The 14,713-nt window shown below is 46.5% G+C and carries 13 protein-coding genes; 10 read left to right on the plus strand and 3 right to left on the minus strand.

Going from position 1 to position 14,713, the window contains the following annotated elements:
* Positions 1-7 precede the first annotated feature (7 nt).
* From Q1J64_RS00910 to Q1J64_RS00920, 3 genes are all read left to right on the plus strand, one after another.
* Positions 8-1,150, plus strand: coding sequence for a saccharopine dehydrogenase family protein (locus Q1J64_RS00910; RefSeq protein ID WP_301107214.1), 1,143 nt, complete (start codon positions 8-10; stop codon positions 1,148-1,150).
* Positions 1,151-1,176: 26 nt separating this feature from the next.
* The gene (locus Q1J64_RS00915) at positions 1,177-2,370 is read left to right on the plus strand and encodes an acyl-CoA dehydrogenase family protein (RefSeq protein WP_301107215.1); all 1,194 of its coding nucleotides are present in this window, start codon (positions 1,177-1,179) and stop codon (positions 2,368-2,370) included.
* Between the two features lie 63 nt (positions 2,371-2,433).
* Positions 2,434-2,739: a hypothetical protein gene (locus tag Q1J64_RS00920; RefSeq protein WP_301107216.1), complete on the plus strand. Its 306-nt coding sequence runs from the start codon at positions 2,434-2,436 to the stop codon at positions 2,737-2,739.
* A gap of 93 nt (positions 2,740-2,832) precedes the next feature.
* On the opposite strand, the gene Q1J64_RS00925 is transcribed toward Q1J64_RS00920, so the two are convergent.
* Positions 2,833-3,714: an SDR family oxidoreductase gene (locus Q1J64_RS00925; RefSeq protein ID WP_301107217.1), complete on the minus strand. Its 882-nt coding sequence runs from the start codon at positions 3,712-3,714 to the stop codon at positions 2,833-2,835.
* A 148-nt stretch (positions 3,715-3,862) separates the two neighbouring features.
* On the opposite strand from Q1J64_RS00925, the gene Q1J64_RS00930 reads away from it, so the two are divergent.
* The 6 genes from Q1J64_RS00930 to Q1J64_RS00955 all read left to right on the plus strand — a co-directional run bounded on the left by Q1J64_RS00930 (position 3,863) and on the right by Q1J64_RS00955 (position 9,823).
* Positions 3,863-5,035: an aminotransferase class I/II-fold pyridoxal phosphate-dependent enzyme gene (locus tag Q1J64_RS00930; protein WP_301107218.1), complete on the plus strand. Its 1,173-nt coding sequence runs from the start codon at positions 3,863-3,865 to the stop codon at positions 5,033-5,035.
* Between the two features lie 569 nt (positions 5,036-5,604).
* Positions 5,605-6,174, plus strand: coding sequence for a TetR/AcrR family transcriptional regulator (locus tag Q1J64_RS00935; RefSeq protein ID WP_301107219.1), 570 nt, complete (start codon positions 5,605-5,607; stop codon positions 6,172-6,174).
* Positions 6,175-6,250: 76 nt separating this feature from the next.
* A complete protein-coding gene (locus tag Q1J64_RS00940) occupies positions 6,251-8,458 on the plus strand; it encodes a YhgE/Pip domain-containing protein (RefSeq protein ID WP_301107220.1) in 2,208 nt (735 codons plus the stop codon).
* Positions 8,459-8,619: 161 nt separating this feature from the next.
* On the plus strand, positions 8,620-9,036 hold the full coding sequence (locus Q1J64_RS00945; protein WP_301107221.1) for a PaaI family thioesterase: 417 nt from the start codon (positions 8,620-8,622) through the stop codon (positions 9,034-9,036).
* Between the two features lie 38 nt (positions 9,037-9,074).
* A complete protein-coding gene (locus Q1J64_RS00950) occupies positions 9,075-9,242 on the plus strand; it encodes a hypothetical protein (protein WP_301107222.1) in 168 nt (55 codons plus the stop codon).
* 200 nt (positions 9,243-9,442) lie between these two features.
* Complete coding sequence (locus tag Q1J64_RS00955; RefSeq protein WP_301107223.1) at positions 9,443-9,823, plus strand: VOC family protein; 381 nt, start codon at positions 9,443-9,445, stop codon at positions 9,821-9,823.
* Between the two features lie 351 nt (positions 9,824-10,174).
* Here the strand turns inward: Q1J64_RS00955 and Q1J64_RS00960 are convergent, their stop codons facing one another.
* Positions 10,175-10,510, minus strand: a complete 336-nt coding sequence (locus Q1J64_RS00960; protein WP_301107224.1) for a L,D-transpeptidase — start codon at positions 10,508-10,510, stop codon at positions 10,175-10,177.
* A gap of 293 nt (positions 10,511-10,803) precedes the next feature.
* Between Q1J64_RS00960 and Q1J64_RS00965 the strand changes: the two genes are divergently transcribed.
* Positions 10,804-12,897: a beta-propeller domain-containing protein gene (locus Q1J64_RS00965; protein WP_301107225.1), complete on the plus strand. Its 2,094-nt coding sequence runs from the start codon at positions 10,804-10,806 to the stop codon at positions 12,895-12,897.
* A gap of 123 nt (positions 12,898-13,020) precedes the next feature.
* On the opposite strand, the gene Q1J64_RS00970 is transcribed toward Q1J64_RS00965, so the two are convergent.
* A complete protein-coding gene (locus Q1J64_RS00970; RefSeq protein ID WP_301107226.1) occupies positions 13,021-14,673 on the minus strand; it encodes a sensor domain-containing protein in 1,653 nt (550 codons plus the stop codon).
* Positions 14,674-14,713: the final 40 nt, after the last annotated feature.

Raw genomic sequence — 14,713 nt, forward strand, 5'->3', positions numbered from 1 at the left:
TGAGCAAATGAGAGTCGTAGTATTGGGTGCTGGATTAATGGGGAAAGAAGTCGTGAGGGACCTTGTGAAACAGGATGAGGTCAAGAAAGTGTATCTGGCGGATCGGGCAATTCGGCAGGCAGAGGATTTTGCAGAAGAGCTGATGTCGGAAAAACTCGATATTTTATTGCTGGATGCGAATAACGAGGTGCAGTTGAGTGATGTCATTGCGCTTGGGCATATCGTCGTCAATGCGCTGTTTTATACGTTTAATGAACGGGTCGCAAAGTGTGCGGTGGAACGGGGAGTACACGTTGTAGATCTCGGCGGTCATATAGGCGGAGCGACGGAGAAAGTGCTCGCTTTGAACGAGCAGGCTGCTGCAAAAGGCGTGACACTCATTCCAGATCTAGGCGTGGCTCCCGGAATGATCAATATTCTCGCAGGATATGGCGCGTCGAAGCTCGATGAGGCCAATGAAATCAAGCTCTATGTCGGCGGTGTGCCGGTTAAACCGAAACCTCCGCTTGACTACAATGTGGTTTTTTCATTGGAAGGATTATTCGACCATTATACCGATCCGTCGCGTGTGATGCGAAACGGCAACATCACGGAACTGCCATCGTTATCTGAAGTGGAGGCGCTGGAGTTCGACGGCTATGGCGCAATGGAAGCTTTCCACACGTCAGGCGGGACTTCGACGATGTTGGAATCATTTCCCTACGTGGAGACGCTTGAGTACAAGACGATTCGCTATCCAGGCCACGCGGAAAAAGCGAAACTGCTCGCGGACCTCGGATTGTTGAACCGGGAATCGTCTATTTACGTCGACGGTAAACCGCTTCGTGTGCGCGATGTCATGATGGCGCATCTGACTCCGCAATTGCGTCTGGGTGACAAATCGGATGCCGTCTTGCTGCGCGCGCTTGTAAGCGGCAAAAAGGACGGCGCAGCCAAAACCGTCACGTTTAATTTGATTACCGAAAAAGATCAGACGACGAATGAAACCGCCATGGCGCGCGCGACAGCCAACACGATTTCAGTCGTGGCGCAGATGATCGGCAACGGCGTCATCACGAAGCGCGGTGCCTATCCGCCAGAGCAAATTGTGCCGGGAGAATTGTATATTGAAGAAATGAAGAAACGCGGTGTCGTCATCGAAGAAAGCTGAATTTCATTGTAAAGGAGGACATAGATATGGACTTTACATTTACAGATGAACAGAAAATGCTGCGGCAGACGGCCAGGCAGTTTACGGATGCGGAAATCATGCCGCACATCGCAAAATGGGATGCAGAAGGAAGCTTTGATCCGGCCATTTGGAAGAAGCTTGCGGATCTCGGTTTCCTAGGTGTCTGTATTCCCGAAAAATACGGCGGCAGCGGCATGGATTATAATTCATTGGCCATTTTATGCGAGGAACTCGAACGCGGGGATACGGCATTTCGTACAGCGGTGTCCGTGCATATCGGCTTGAATTGCATGACGCTGATGCAGTGGGGGACGGAAGAGCAAAAACAGAAATATCTCGTTCCGCAAGCGAAAGGTGAGAAAATCGGCGCGTTCGGACTGACAGAACCGGGTGCAGGCTCGGACGTATCGGCCATTCAGACGGCTGCTGTACGTGACGAAGACAGCTATATCTTAAACGGGCAAAAAACATGGATCTCGCTCTGCGACTCTGCAGATCATTTCCTGGTCTTCGCCTATACAGATAAATCAAAGAAACATCACGGGATCAGCGCGTTCATTGTGGAGCGGACGATGCCGGGATTTTCATCTAAAGCCATTAAAGGAAAGTATGGAATCCGCGCAGGCAATACGGGGGAATTGTTCTTTGAAGATGTCCGCGTACCTGCTGCGAACTTGGTCGGTGAAGAAGGAGAAGGATTCAAGATTGCGATGGCGGCGCTTGATAACGGACGCTTCACAGTGGCGGCTGGCGCAGTCGGCCTGTTGAAAGCGTGTCTCGAAGCAAGTATTCAGTACGCGACAACCCGTGAAACCTTCGGCAAGAAGATCGGTGAACATCAGCTCGTCCAGCAGATGATCGCGAAAATGGAAGCGGGCTATCAGATGAGTCGTCTCCTCGTCTATCGTGCCGGCGAGTTGAAGAATCGGGGCATCCGCAATACCCGTGAGACGTCACTTGCTAAATGGCAGGCCTGCGATTTTGCCAATCAAGCCGCGGATGATGCGGTACAGATTCACGGGGCGTACGGCTATTCCGATGAATACCCTGTCGCCCGCTACTTGCGGAACTCGAAAGCGCCGGTCATCTACGAAGGTACACGCGAAATCCATACGATCATGCAAGCGGAATATGTACTTGGCAAACGTGCGGATAAACAGTTGAACCGCATGCTGCCGAAGTGGCCGTTTGAGGAATAATGAAACAGGCTGTCGCGGATTATTTCTGCGGCAGCCTGTTTGCTGTGTGTAGCGAGTTCCGGCATGAAAATGTGGCGAATGCGCGCGAAAAAGCAGCGTTTCCGCGCGAAAAACGTCCCGAAGCGAACCAAAACCACGCGCCGCCGCACCTTTCGCAAATTCCAACGCACCAAACCGCTCCTTCAGCGAACCAAACCGCCGCACAGACGCACCATTCCCGCTGTTCCCACGATGAAAAACCCCTGCTATGAGCGCGGAAGCAGGCGGTATGATCACGAAGGCCGGCAGTATGATCATCTGGCCGCCTGGTATGATCACGAATCCTGTGGGTATGAGCGCCTGGCGCAGTCCAATGAGCGCTTGAGGTAAAAGTATGATCATCCGAGCAGGCGATGCCACCGATTGTAATGAAATACAAAAACCAGCACAGCCGCATAAGGCTATGCTGGTTTCATTCAAACATTAAGATCCCACATAATCTCCACCATCCACATGAATCGTCTGCCCCGTCATATAACTAGAATCCTGTGACGCCAAAAATACATAAGCCGGCGCATTTTCAGCAGGCTGACCGCGGCGCTTCATCGGCGTATCTGCACCATGCTCAGCGACCGTCTTCGCATCAAAAGTGGCTGGGATGAGCGGTGTCCAAATCGGTCCCGGCGCTACAGCATTCACCCGGATGCCTTGCGCCGACAGATTCAATGCCAATGAACGCGTAAAGCTGGTGATTGCGCCTTTCGTTGCGGAATAATCCAGCAGGCCGGGCGAGCCGTTATAGGCAGTGATCGAAGACGTATTAATGATGCAATCGCCTTTCTTCATATAAGTAACTGCAAGTTTAGACAGATAGAACAGTCCGAAGAAATTTGTCTCGAACGTTTCCTTCAGCTGATCCGCCGTAATGTCCGAGATAGAGTTTTGAGGGAACTGTTTGCCGGCGTTGTTGACCAAAATATTCAGCCCTCCAAACTCACCGATGACATGCTCAATCAGCTGCCGGCAATTTTCTTCTTGACTGATATCCATCTGATATTTCTTCGCTTTTCCACCGTAACTTTCAATCAATTCAACCGTTTTATTCGCGTCTTCATCTTCCTGATCGGCTAAGTAGGCGATTGCGACATCCGCACCTTCTTTGGCAAACGCCACTGCAACTGCCCGTCCGATTCCGCTGTCACCGCCGGTAATCAGTGCCGTTTTGCCTTTCAGTTTATCAGCCCCTCTGAAATTGGGGTCATCATAGATTGGCGCGGGATGCATGTCTTCTTCCACACCCGGCTGTTCAGGCTGTGTTTGTCCGGGTACTTGTTCATCGATTTTCTCGAATTTATCTTTTGACACAAAATCTCCTCCAATGCATTTTATTACAAGTATTCCCGTAAAGTTTTTACACAAACATGGCGTTACGCCAATAAATTTTTCCAAGGACGGCGGTGCGTGTTACAATATAGCAATCAACTATTACATAACAGCTAAGGAGTGCTTCTTCATGAATTTCCAACCTTCCAAAAAAATGTCCATATTTCCGCCTGCCATCTTCGGTGAGCTGAAAGCAGCCGCGGCGGCGAAACAAGCGACTGGAGATCAGATCATTGATTTGAGTCTAGGCAGTCCAGATCTTCCGCCCGATGAAAAAGTCCGTCAAGCGCTATCCGAACAAAGTGCACTGGCGTCCTCATACGGCTATACATTGGGAGGGACGAACCGTTTCCATGAAGCAGTCGCTGATTACTATAAACGACGCACTGGCGTCATTGTAGACCCAAAAACAGAAATCTTACAGACAATGGGTTCGCAGGAAGGCCTCGTTCATTTGCCGCTTGCGTTTTGCAATGAAGGCGATTATGTCTTAACGACGAATCCCGCGTATGTCGCGTATGATGCCGGAATCAAATTAGCAGGGGCGGTTCCGTACTACATGCCGCTGCTCGCAGAAAACGGCTTCCTTCCCGATCTGAATGAAGTGCCTGAAGACATTGCAAAAAAAGCGAAACTGATCATCTTGAACTTGCCGGGCAATCCAGTGCCGGCCATGCCGAATGAAGAGTTTTTCAAAGAAGTCGTGGCGTTTGCAAAGAAATACGAAATTATCGTTCTGCATGACGCTGCCTATTCCGAATACTATTTCACAGGCGACCGTCCGGCAAGCTTCCTAACAACACCGGGAGCAAAAGAAGTCGGCATGGAAATCAATTCTTTATCAAAAAGCTTCAGTCTTGCAGGCGCGCGAATCGCGTATTTCGTAGGCAACGCACAGATGATCAAAGTACTCCAAGAACTGAAGTCCAATCTCGACTACGGCACATTCGGTCCGATTCAAGAAGCGGCAGCCGTTGCACTTGACCACGGCGAAGAAATTACAGACCGTCTGCGCGCTGAATTTTCAAAACGTCACCATGCGTTAATGAGCGGCCTAGCCAAAATTGGATGGGAAACGACGCCGTCTGAAGGCGGAATGTTCGTCTGGGCAAAATATCCGTTCGACATGGACGACAAACAATTCGTCTTTGAAGCCATCAAACAAGCCGGCGTTGTCATGGTGCCGGGCAGCATTTTCGGAACTGCGGGAAAAGGCTATGTACGACTCGCTCTTGTGCAGAAAGTGGAGCTAATCGATCAGGCGGTTGAACAGCTGGGGAAAATGTCAGTTGTGGAAGCGTAAAAAAGTGAAAAAGCTGTACGAAACGTCATTCTCCTGACATCTCGTGCAGCTTTTTTGAATAAATTCCTATAGTACGTATCGCAACGCACCAAAAACGTGTCCTGCCGCACCAAAAAGCCCCGGATCCAAGCCAAAAACAGCAAGTGCCGCACATTTACAGAGCTACACCGAACCAAAAACCTTGTCCCGCGCGCCAAACTGAATGATTCGCGCACCATTGCCGCCCCCTCCTCATCGCGAAGATTGGGTCATTTATTCCGCTCACTGCTCCGGCAGTCTGGATTCTACGCCTGTCATTAGTAGAGGACTGGCCGTGGCTGTGGGGTAGCATTTATGGGACACAGTCAAATCCTACGTAAATATATGGAAGAGCAGCGAGTCTGTTCTTCTTTTTTATTTGCAAACAAATGATTAGCAGGTCAAATAACTTTAACTTCAGTCAACTCAACAGATTAAGCTGTCCAACTATTTTTGAGCAGAAACACTTGCAACTTCCTCACTTCCGGTGTAATATAATGACCTAGTGACCGAAAACGTTTTTCAGTCAATGGACAAGGCGAGGTGAAGAAGTGGATCGCAGACAAGAAATTTTGCTGGCAGCAGAAAAATCATTCTCTTTATTCGGCTACAAAGCCACTACGATGGATCAAGTCGCTAAAATCGCCAATGTCGGAAAAGGAACAATCTATACATTCTTCTCAAATAAAGAAGAACTGTTTCACGCGATTGTTCGACAGATGATCGAAGAAATGCGGCGTGTATCCGAAGAATGTACGATAGAGGGGGCTTCATTCGAAGTCAACGCACATGCAAGGCTCATGCAGCTGTTGAAATTCCGTGAGACACACCAGCTGAACATCAAACTGATCGAAGAAGAAAAAGAACTTCGGACACCGATGGTCAGTGAAGTGCTGGCATCAATCGAGCAGGAAATCATCGGATTTATCCGGCAGAAAATTGAGCGGGGCATTGCAAAAGGTGAGCTCAAACAGTGCGACAGCGAACTCGTTGCTTATCTATTATTTAAATCCTATCTGGCACTTGTCGTTGACTGGTCGAAGACACATGACCGGCAGCTGACAGAAGAAGAAATCGCTCAATTATTAAGCGATACGATTTTTTCCAGTCTCTTAGTCTGAGACTTTTTCTTTTGAAATAGTATGACTGTTTGAACATTTTGGTCAATCGGTCTGAAATGAAAATGGAGGAAAACTAATGAAGAATACCATGACGTTTGCGGAATGGAAACAATTATTACGCACGCGCAAGATGATCGTTCCGATGATCGCAATATTATTTATTCCTGTACTCTATGCAGGCATGTTCCTATGGGCGTTCTGGGATCCGTATGATCATATGGACCAATTGCCTGTTGCCGTTGTAAATTTAGATGAAGGCGCGGACTTCAATGAGGAGAAATTGACCCTCGGAGACGAACTGGCCGATAAACTAGTAGAAAGTAAGCAGTTTGATTTCCAAAATGTCACAAAAGAACGGGCGGATGAAGGATTAAAAGGGCAGGATTATTACATCACAATCGAAATCCCTGAAAACTTCTCAGAACATGCAACGACGTTGTTGGATGAAAATCCGCAGAAACTGAATCTCCTTTACAAACCGAATGAAGGCTTCAACTTCCTGTCAGGTCAAATCGGTGAAACAGCGATGGACCGCATCAAAGCGGAAGTCAATGAACAAATCGCTTCCACTTACGCGGAGCAACTATTTGATTCCATCACAGAAATGGGCGAAGGCTTCGGTGACGCAGCGGACGGTGCTGGGAAACTGCATGACGGCGCAATAAAACTGGCAGATGGAACCGGCGATCTGAAAGGGTACCTGGCTCAACTTGCTTCTAGCAGCGTAGCGTTATCTGACGGTTCCACAAAGCTTGCAGAAGGTGCTAATAAAGCGGCAAAAGGTGCAAATGATCTTTCAAAAGGACTTGGCACATTATCCGCAGGTGCAAATGATCTGCAAACAGGTGCCGATCAAGCGGCAGCAGGTTCCGCGAGCTTACAAGCAGGTATCAGTGAGTACACTGCAGGTGTCGATAAACTGGCATCGAGTTATGCGCAAATCGGTGCGAAAGAGCAGGAATTCGCAGGCGGTATCGGCAATTTGGCGGAGAAATCCGGTGGCTTGAAAAATGCAGCTGATCAATTAGCAGCAGGCTCACAAGGTGTGAACGCGGGTATCAATAAGCTGTCTGAACAGCTGGGTCCGATTCTTGCACAATTGCCTGATGAGCAAAAAGGTGCTTTGCAGGCGGCATTAGGCGAGTTGAAACAAGGCAGCGCGCAAGTAGCAGGCGGTCTTGGCGAGTTATCTTCAGGAGCGGGTGCACTTCAGCAAGGGGCAGCTCAGTTGAATGGTGCTGCCGGTCAATTGCAGGGCGCACACGCAGAAGCACTTGCCGGATTGAAAAAGCTTCAAGGAAACTCTGTAAAACTGGTTGAAGGATCCAATGCGCTGGCAAGCGGAAACAGCCAATTGGCAGCAGGTTCCAAGCAATTAGTCGGTGGGGTGCAAACTGCAGCGGCAGGCTCTAAAGACTTGGCAAACGGTCTGAATGAACTGACTGCAGGCGCAGGCACGATGAAGCAGGGAACCGGGACACTCGTTTCCAAATCGAAAGACTTGGCGGCAGGTTCTGAAAAACTCGCTTCAGGTGCAACTGAATTAAATGAAGGAACAGCTACACTGCAGGAAAAGCTGGCAGAAGCGAAAGAAACAGCTTCTGAAGTGAAACCGACAGACAAGACATATGAAATGGCGGCTTCACCAGTAGAGGTACAACAGGAAAGCATCAACAAAGTGCCGAACTACGGAACAGGATTCGCACCGTATTTCCTTTCATTAGGATTATTCGTCGGCGCATTGCTGTTGTCCATCGTCTTCCCTATGATGGAACCGGCGACAACACCAACCGGCGCATTCCGCTGGTTCACCAGTAAAGTATCCGTGCTGGCAGTTGTCGGATTAATTCAGGCATTGCTTGCGGTCGTGGTCGTCAAGTATGCTCTCGGCATGGAAACAATCAATACACCGCTGTTCATATTGACAGCAATCATCACCAGCTACACATTCATCGCAATCGTTCAAATGCTCGTTTCTATTTTCGGAGACCCGGGACGTTTCATGGCGATTCTGATCTTGATTCTGCAATTGACAACAAGTGCAGGAACATTCCCGCTCGAATTAATTCCGAGCCAATTAAAGATTTTTAATACATTGCTGCCGATGACATACTCTGTCCAGGCATTTAAAGCATCCATTTCTACTGGCGATATGTCGCATTTATGGGCAAACAATGGCGTACTGATCGGCTTCATGGTCGCGTGTCTGGCCTTAACATTCGGCTATTTCGCATTAGTATTTAAGAAGCGTTATTCAGCTAAAGCAGCTACGGTAGAAGCATAAAAATTTATAAAACCATATGCGGATTGCTCAAGAAGTCATGATACATGATTTTCTTGAGCAGTCTTTTTTTATTTTGGATTAAACACAGAATAATTTGAATAAAATGGATAAGTTACGTATGATTGATCATATACCAGAATATGAAAAGGAGGGTGAATCTAATGAGTAATGAAATTTTGGAAATGGGAAAACAGGCTGTAGAATCGCAGCCATTCAGTCGGCTGCTTGGTGCACAATTAACGGATTTTAATCAAAGTGAAGTGGTGCTGGAAGTCCCGATCACAGAAGACTTGCTGCAACAAAATGGTTTCGTGCATGGAGGCGTCATTAGCTACGCAGCGGATAATGCGCTGACGTTTGCAGGAGGATCCGTGTTAGGCCCGAATGTATTGACTTCTGAATATAAAATCAATTATTTAAAACCAGCTGTCGGTGACTTGTTGATTGCACGCGGGTCTGTTATATCAGCAGGCAAAAGACAAGCTGTATGCCGCTGTGACGTCTTCATTAGAAACGGCACTGAAGAGAAAATGTGTGCGACTGCGCAAGGGACTATCGTGACGGTGGCAGGGGACTAAAATAGTTGCCGCTACCGGCCAGATTGGAGGAGACTCTTATGAAAAACGTCATAATAATTTTCAAAGCAGTTGCATTAGGAATGGGTGTAAGCACACTTGTATTAAGTATTTTGGGTAGTTTATCTGTAGAAACTGCAATCACATTGCTATCAATTGGTGTAGCTTGTTTGGCAATTGTACAGCTCCAAGACAAAATAAGTACGTAACTATTGGGGGCAGTTGCTTAGGGGTGATTACGTCTTTATCGCAGTCTGGCTACTATGCAGTATACAAAATGTTGCTTTTCACTTCAGTCAGCACGCTTTCCGTGATCCTCCTCGGTCGCCGCCCAGCGCGATCTCAAGGCGCACGTTGAACTGATAATTGTAAGTGGTAAAAAGTAAAAGTTGAAAAAGGAGAAAAATTAATGATTAATAAAATTGGTCAAATTATGCTTTATGTAAATGATCAAGAACAGGCAGTTGATTTCTGGACGAAAAAAGTGGGTTTCCGTATCGTTTCTGAAGAAAATGGCCAAGGAATGAGATGGATTGAAATTGCTCCATCGAAGGATTCAGAAACAAGTATCATTTTACACGATAAAGAAGCAATCGCTAAGATGTCTCCAGAATTAAATCTGGGTACTCCATCTTTAATGTTCACAACTGAAAATCTCAATAAATTATATAACGATTTAACAAGTCAGGGCGTTACTGTTGGGAAGATTATGGAAATGCCGACTGGTAGAGTATTTAACTTTGCTGACGTTGAACAAAATTATTTTGCAGTTATGGAAAAGAGTAAATAACATTTTTATTTCTACAATCGTGGGTGTTTGTAGAACAAACTTTTTTGCAGATACTTAGTTGATCGGAGCGGAAGCCGTCGACTCTGGGAGGATGAACTGGATTTGAAAGCACCATAAAGTCCTGCCTTAATTTCTGCAAAAAGACGCAGAAATACGACAAAGCGAACCCTGCGCTGTTCGCTTGGCTGCAGCGCAGATCAACGGTTTCAAACCGCTATCAAACTATCGGGGGCGATTCCGGAAAAAGAATTTGCACCCTTTTCTATAATAGGGAAAGTTTATAAAGTGAGATAAAGTTTTTATTTTGCAATTGACACAAACTGTGCAGTACAGGATGAGAGGTTAACGTAGTCATTTATGAATAGCAACCCTAGTACCAATTGGAACTCTAGATGATAATTCTAGAACATCATGATTAAACATTCTAATACATCCATGTGAGACATTCTTACCAATTGAAGCTGGGTTATTTGTGCCGTGTATACCGTAATGAGGTTTTGATAATCCCATCCAAAGCAATCCGAATGGTCCGCCGGGATTAAATTGCTTATTGATGATGGTGTATATCCCTGAAGGTGTAGGTGTCAATATTTTTCCAACTCCAATGGGGTAAGATTTTAAAAGTCTATGTCCATTAAAAAGTTTTAATTGATGTTTTGATGTAGATACGTCAATCCATTTGACCAAGTAGATCAACCCCTTTCTTAAATATTGTATGAAGTAAACCAGGTCTTTGTTAATTAACATTCCGACCATTATGTGCAATTGCTGTGTAAGTCTAATTCCACAAAAAGTGTGCGATTCTCGGATATCAGGGACTTTTCAACGATCATTCTACAGCTGTGAAATAATTAAATTTAGTTGGTCATATAGCTATTCATTGCGTCACAATACATAACTATTTATTTCATTTCCCTTGTAACTAAATCAGGAAAATTCAGTCTACTCTCATAACAAGATAAAGAGAGAGGATGAACGAAATGAATAAAAGCAGATGGATTTTGGCTGTAATTGTGACCGGCACTCTAGGCATTGTCATGCTGGCGAGTTTCTTTTTCTGGCCGCCCGTGCATATCACGTCCTCGCATTCGGTACTTGCCGAACAGCCGATGAAAGTGTATTTTACGGCACCAGTTAAGGCGGGGGTACAGCCCCAGGATTTTGTGATTAATAATCAGACGAAAGAAAAAGTGCCCGCCGAAATGACTCTGGCAGAAGATCGGATGTCCATGACTGTCAGCGCATTACCGCCGGGAGACTATGAAATGTATGTACCGAAAAACAGTTTCAGAGGGTGGAACAGGGCGGCGGATTCGGCCGTTTCATTCGCGGTTATGGAATCAGTGAAGCCTGTTGCATCCATTGAGGAAATTAACAAGTTCTTCAAAAGGGCAGAGCAGTACGATCAGTACGCTGTAAGCACTGACAAAGGTGTCACCATGGAATCTTCCTCAGAAGATAAAGCGTCGTCTGGCGGCGGCAATGAACATTCCACGACCAACCAGCAGGTCGAAGGTGTCGATGAATCAGACATTGTCAAAACGGACGGGGATTTCATTTATGATGTCACGAACCAGACTCATCTGACTATCACCGACATCCACGATCCCGAAAAACTTGCGGTCATCAGCAAAACAAACTTCAAAAACCAATTCTTTCCGAATGAACTCTATATAGACGGTGATTTGCTCGTAGTCATCGGCGGGAAGCCGAACTATCCGCAGACGGAAGAAGAAATGCGGATCATGCCGTATATGCAGGAGCTATCAGCTATCAGGGTCTATGATGTGGGCAACCGTGCGAAGCCAGTTTTAATCCGCGAAACAGGAGCGGAAGGTTATATCATCGCTACGAGAAAAATCGGTCCGCACGTCTACATGGTGACGAATAACCGACCGATGTACTGGCTGGAGGATGTTCCTGCCATAGAAGATCATCTGCTGCCGAAAGTGTTTGATTCGGAGAATGGAAAGACGGTGCGGCCAATCCAGACAGATCAAATATCCATTCTTCCTGGTGCGATGGATCCGGCTTATTCGGTCATCACCACGCTTGATATCCACTCCGGCGAAACAGGAGGTGTCGAAACGAAAGCGTATCTTGGCAGCGGCGAACAGCTTTATATGTCACAAGACCATCTCTATCTGACATCTACTTTGTACGGAAATACAGGTATGCAGGGGGACAGTGAGGTGTTCAAGTTTGGGCTGGACGGCGCGGACGTACATTTCCTCCACGCTGCCCGGCTAAAAGGAACGATCCTCAACCAGTTTTCAATGGATGAGCATAACGGCAATTTTCGTGCTGTCACGACGGAAGGTAATCTGTGGGATGAAAAGAATGTTGCGAAAAACCATTTATTCATCCTAGGGCCTGATATGAAGCAAGTAGGCTCCGTGGAAAACTTGGCGAAAAACGAACGCATCTATTCTGCGCGTTTCATGGGGGATAAAGCGTATATGGTGACGTTCCGCGAAACTGATCCTTTGTTTGTTTTGGACGTCGCAGATCCGCAAAATCCATCAGTGCTCGGTGAATTGAAGATTCCGGGGTTCAGTAACTACCTTCATCCAATTGATGAAAATCATTTGATCGGCTTCGGCTATGACACGGTAGCGAAGAAAGGCCAGGCTGGCGGCGAACCGATTATCCAGACGCAAGGTATGAAAATTTCATTATTTGATGTAACGGATTTCGCCAATCCGAAAGAGGCAGACACGGAAATTATTGGCGGACAGGGTACTTATTCGTCGGTCCAGCATGATCATCACGCGCTGTTTATGCATAAGGATCGCAATCTGTACGGTTTTCCTATCTCCATCTACCAAGAGGGCAAAGGTAATATGCTGAACTTTGAGAGTTCCGGCGCGATGATCTATGAAATTACAGCAGAAAACGGGATCACGGCAAAAGCCGACCTGACAGAAAAAATGACACTCGACTATATGGATTGGGAACGGGAAGTACAGCGCCTGCTGTACAGCGGAAATAACATCTACACCATCGCTGCCAATGAAGTGACCAGCTATTCTTTGGACGACTTTTCGTTAATCGATCAAATAGAAAAGCAATGAAAGGTTGTCTTTTTGCGAATCGTCCATTAAGCTGTAAAGAAAAGTACCAATTTGAATGAGCACGACAAAAATGGAGCCCTTTCTTATATGAAAGGAGCTCCATCTAATTTGTGTAAAAGTAATTTATGAAATTTGGATCTGCTCGGCTGGCACCGGAATACCGATATAGTGCCCCTGCACAGCGTCAATACCCATATTTTTCAGCATTTCAAACTGCTGCTCGTTGCTAACGCCTTCTGCGACTGTATACAAGTCTAGTGATTTAGAAAAACGGATTATGCCTTCGACCAGTTTTTGCGTTTTCGGGTTGCTCAGCAGCGCTTCGATAAAGACGCGGTCGATTTTGATGCTGGTAATCGGCAAGTGCTGCAGATAGCGCAATGATGCGTAGCCGGAGCCGAAATCATCGAGCGTAAACTGTAGGCCGACATTTTGCAGTTCTGACATTTGCGTAATGATGGATTGCTCCTCTTCTGCCTTCAGTGCAAACTTTTCGGTGAACTCAATGTGCACTTTATTTGCTGGACAGCCCGTCTCGTTTAAGATCGAGATTAACCGGTCTTTCCACTCTGGATTCAGTGATTCACGGATTGAAGAGTTAATGGAGACGGTCATTTCCGTGCCGGCACGATGCCATTTGGTTGCAAATGTCATCGCTTCTTCCGCCACATATGCGCCGATTTCCTCAATCAAACCGTTTTCTTCGGCGATGGGAATTAACTCATCCGGACTGATCACGCCAAGGTCTTCATCTTCCCAGCGAACGAGCGCTTCATAGCAATTAATGCCGTTGCTGGCGATATCAAACTGCGGCTGATACGCGACATGTAGAGAGTTACGGTCAAGCGCAGTCAACATCTTTTGGTCGATTACCAACCGGCGATTAAGGATTTTATGGGATTCGGCGGAAAGCGATGCAATTCGGCCGCCTCCTTGGCTGATTACTTCATCTGCAGCAGTCAATGCCACTTTATACAGCTGGGTATACGTTTTCTGATCTTCAGGGAAACGGACAATCCCACCGCTGATGGAAAGAGTCTGTGCGTTATGGCTCAAATAGATCGGCTGCTGTTTCAAGAAATCATAGAAACCTTGAATATACCAATCACCGAACGCGGTCAGGACGACGAAACTGTTTGTATCAATGCGCGCAATCGGCATATCCTGGAAGTAGCGCTTCAGGCGGTTAGTAAATTCTTGGATCAGCTGCGTCTCGTATTCTGGAGATTGCAGCTCTTTCATAGTGAAGTAATGATCGATCGTTAAATATACGAATGAAAAGTGCTGATCCAATTTAATGGATTCATTCACCACTTGTTCTAGTTTGTGACGGCTCATGAGGCCGGTCTCCACATCGATAAATGCGATTTCGCCCAATTTTTCCTGCGTCCGGATATCTTCAGTTATATCCAGCCCTAAACAGAAGACGGATTGCAGTTCTCCGTCCGCAGACAAAGTAGGGACGGCCAACATGTTGACAAAGAATGGTTCGCCTGCGCGAGTCATTTTTTCCACTTTTCCGGACCAGGATTTACCGCTTACTAAGCAATCCCAGATGGAATTTACTGTCTGTTGATGATTGGGGGCATCGGAAAACATTTGCCAAATAGATTTTCCGATGATTCGTTTTGGAGTCCAACCGCTGACTGCTAAGTAATTTTGGTTGGCATAGGTTATTAGACCCTCACCATCGGTATGAGTAACTAATCGAAATTTATCGAGACTATTGACTAGTGAATGATATTCTTTAGTTTCAGGGAAGCTTGTACTATTCATTAGAATGCTCCTTTCAGAATCTACCATATAACAATTATAT

The sequence above is a fragment of the Sporosarcina sp. genome, from assembly GCF_029257255.1.
In the GTDB taxonomy this organism is placed as follows: domain Bacteria; phylum Bacillota; class Bacilli; order Bacillales_A; family Planococcaceae; genus Sporosarcina.

What these genes read in the sequence shown, in the direction of transcription:
- Q1J64_RS00910 (WP_301107214.1), top strand. Translation starts at nt 8, where the DNA reads ATGAGAGTCGTAGTATTGGGTGCTGGATTAATGGGGAAAGAAGTCGTG.
- Q1J64_RS00915 (WP_301107215.1), top strand. Translation starts at nt 1,177, where the DNA reads ATGGACTTTACATTTACAGATGAACAGAAAATGCTGCGGCAGACGGCC.
- Q1J64_RS00920 (WP_301107216.1), top strand. Translation starts at nt 2,434, where the DNA reads ATGAAAATGTGGCGAATGCGCGCGAAAAAGCAGCGTTTCCGCGCGAAA.
- Q1J64_RS00930 (WP_301107218.1), top strand. Translation starts at nt 3,863, where the DNA reads ATGAATTTCCAACCTTCCAAAAAAATGTCCATATTTCCGCCTGCCATC.
- Q1J64_RS00940 (WP_301107220.1), top strand. Translation starts at nt 6,251, where the DNA reads ATGAAGAATACCATGACGTTTGCGGAATGGAAACAATTATTACGCACG.
- Q1J64_RS00945 (WP_301107221.1), top strand. Translation starts at nt 8,620, where the DNA reads ATGAGTAATGAAATTTTGGAAATGGGAAAACAGGCTGTAGAATCGCAG.
- Q1J64_RS00950 (WP_301107222.1), top strand. Translation starts at nt 9,075, where the DNA reads ATGAAAAACGTCATAATAATTTTCAAAGCAGTTGCATTAGGAATGGGT.
- Q1J64_RS00955 (WP_301107223.1), top strand. Translation starts at nt 9,443, where the DNA reads ATGATTAATAAAATTGGTCAAATTATGCTTTATGTAAATGATCAAGAA.
- Q1J64_RS00965 (WP_301107225.1), top strand. Translation starts at nt 10,804, where the DNA reads ATGAATAAAAGCAGATGGATTTTGGCTGTAATTGTGACCGGCACTCTA.
- Q1J64_RS00970 (WP_301107226.1), bottom strand. Translation starts at nt 14,673, where the DNA reads ATGAATAGTACAAGCTTCCCTGAAACTAAAGAATATCATTCACTAGTC.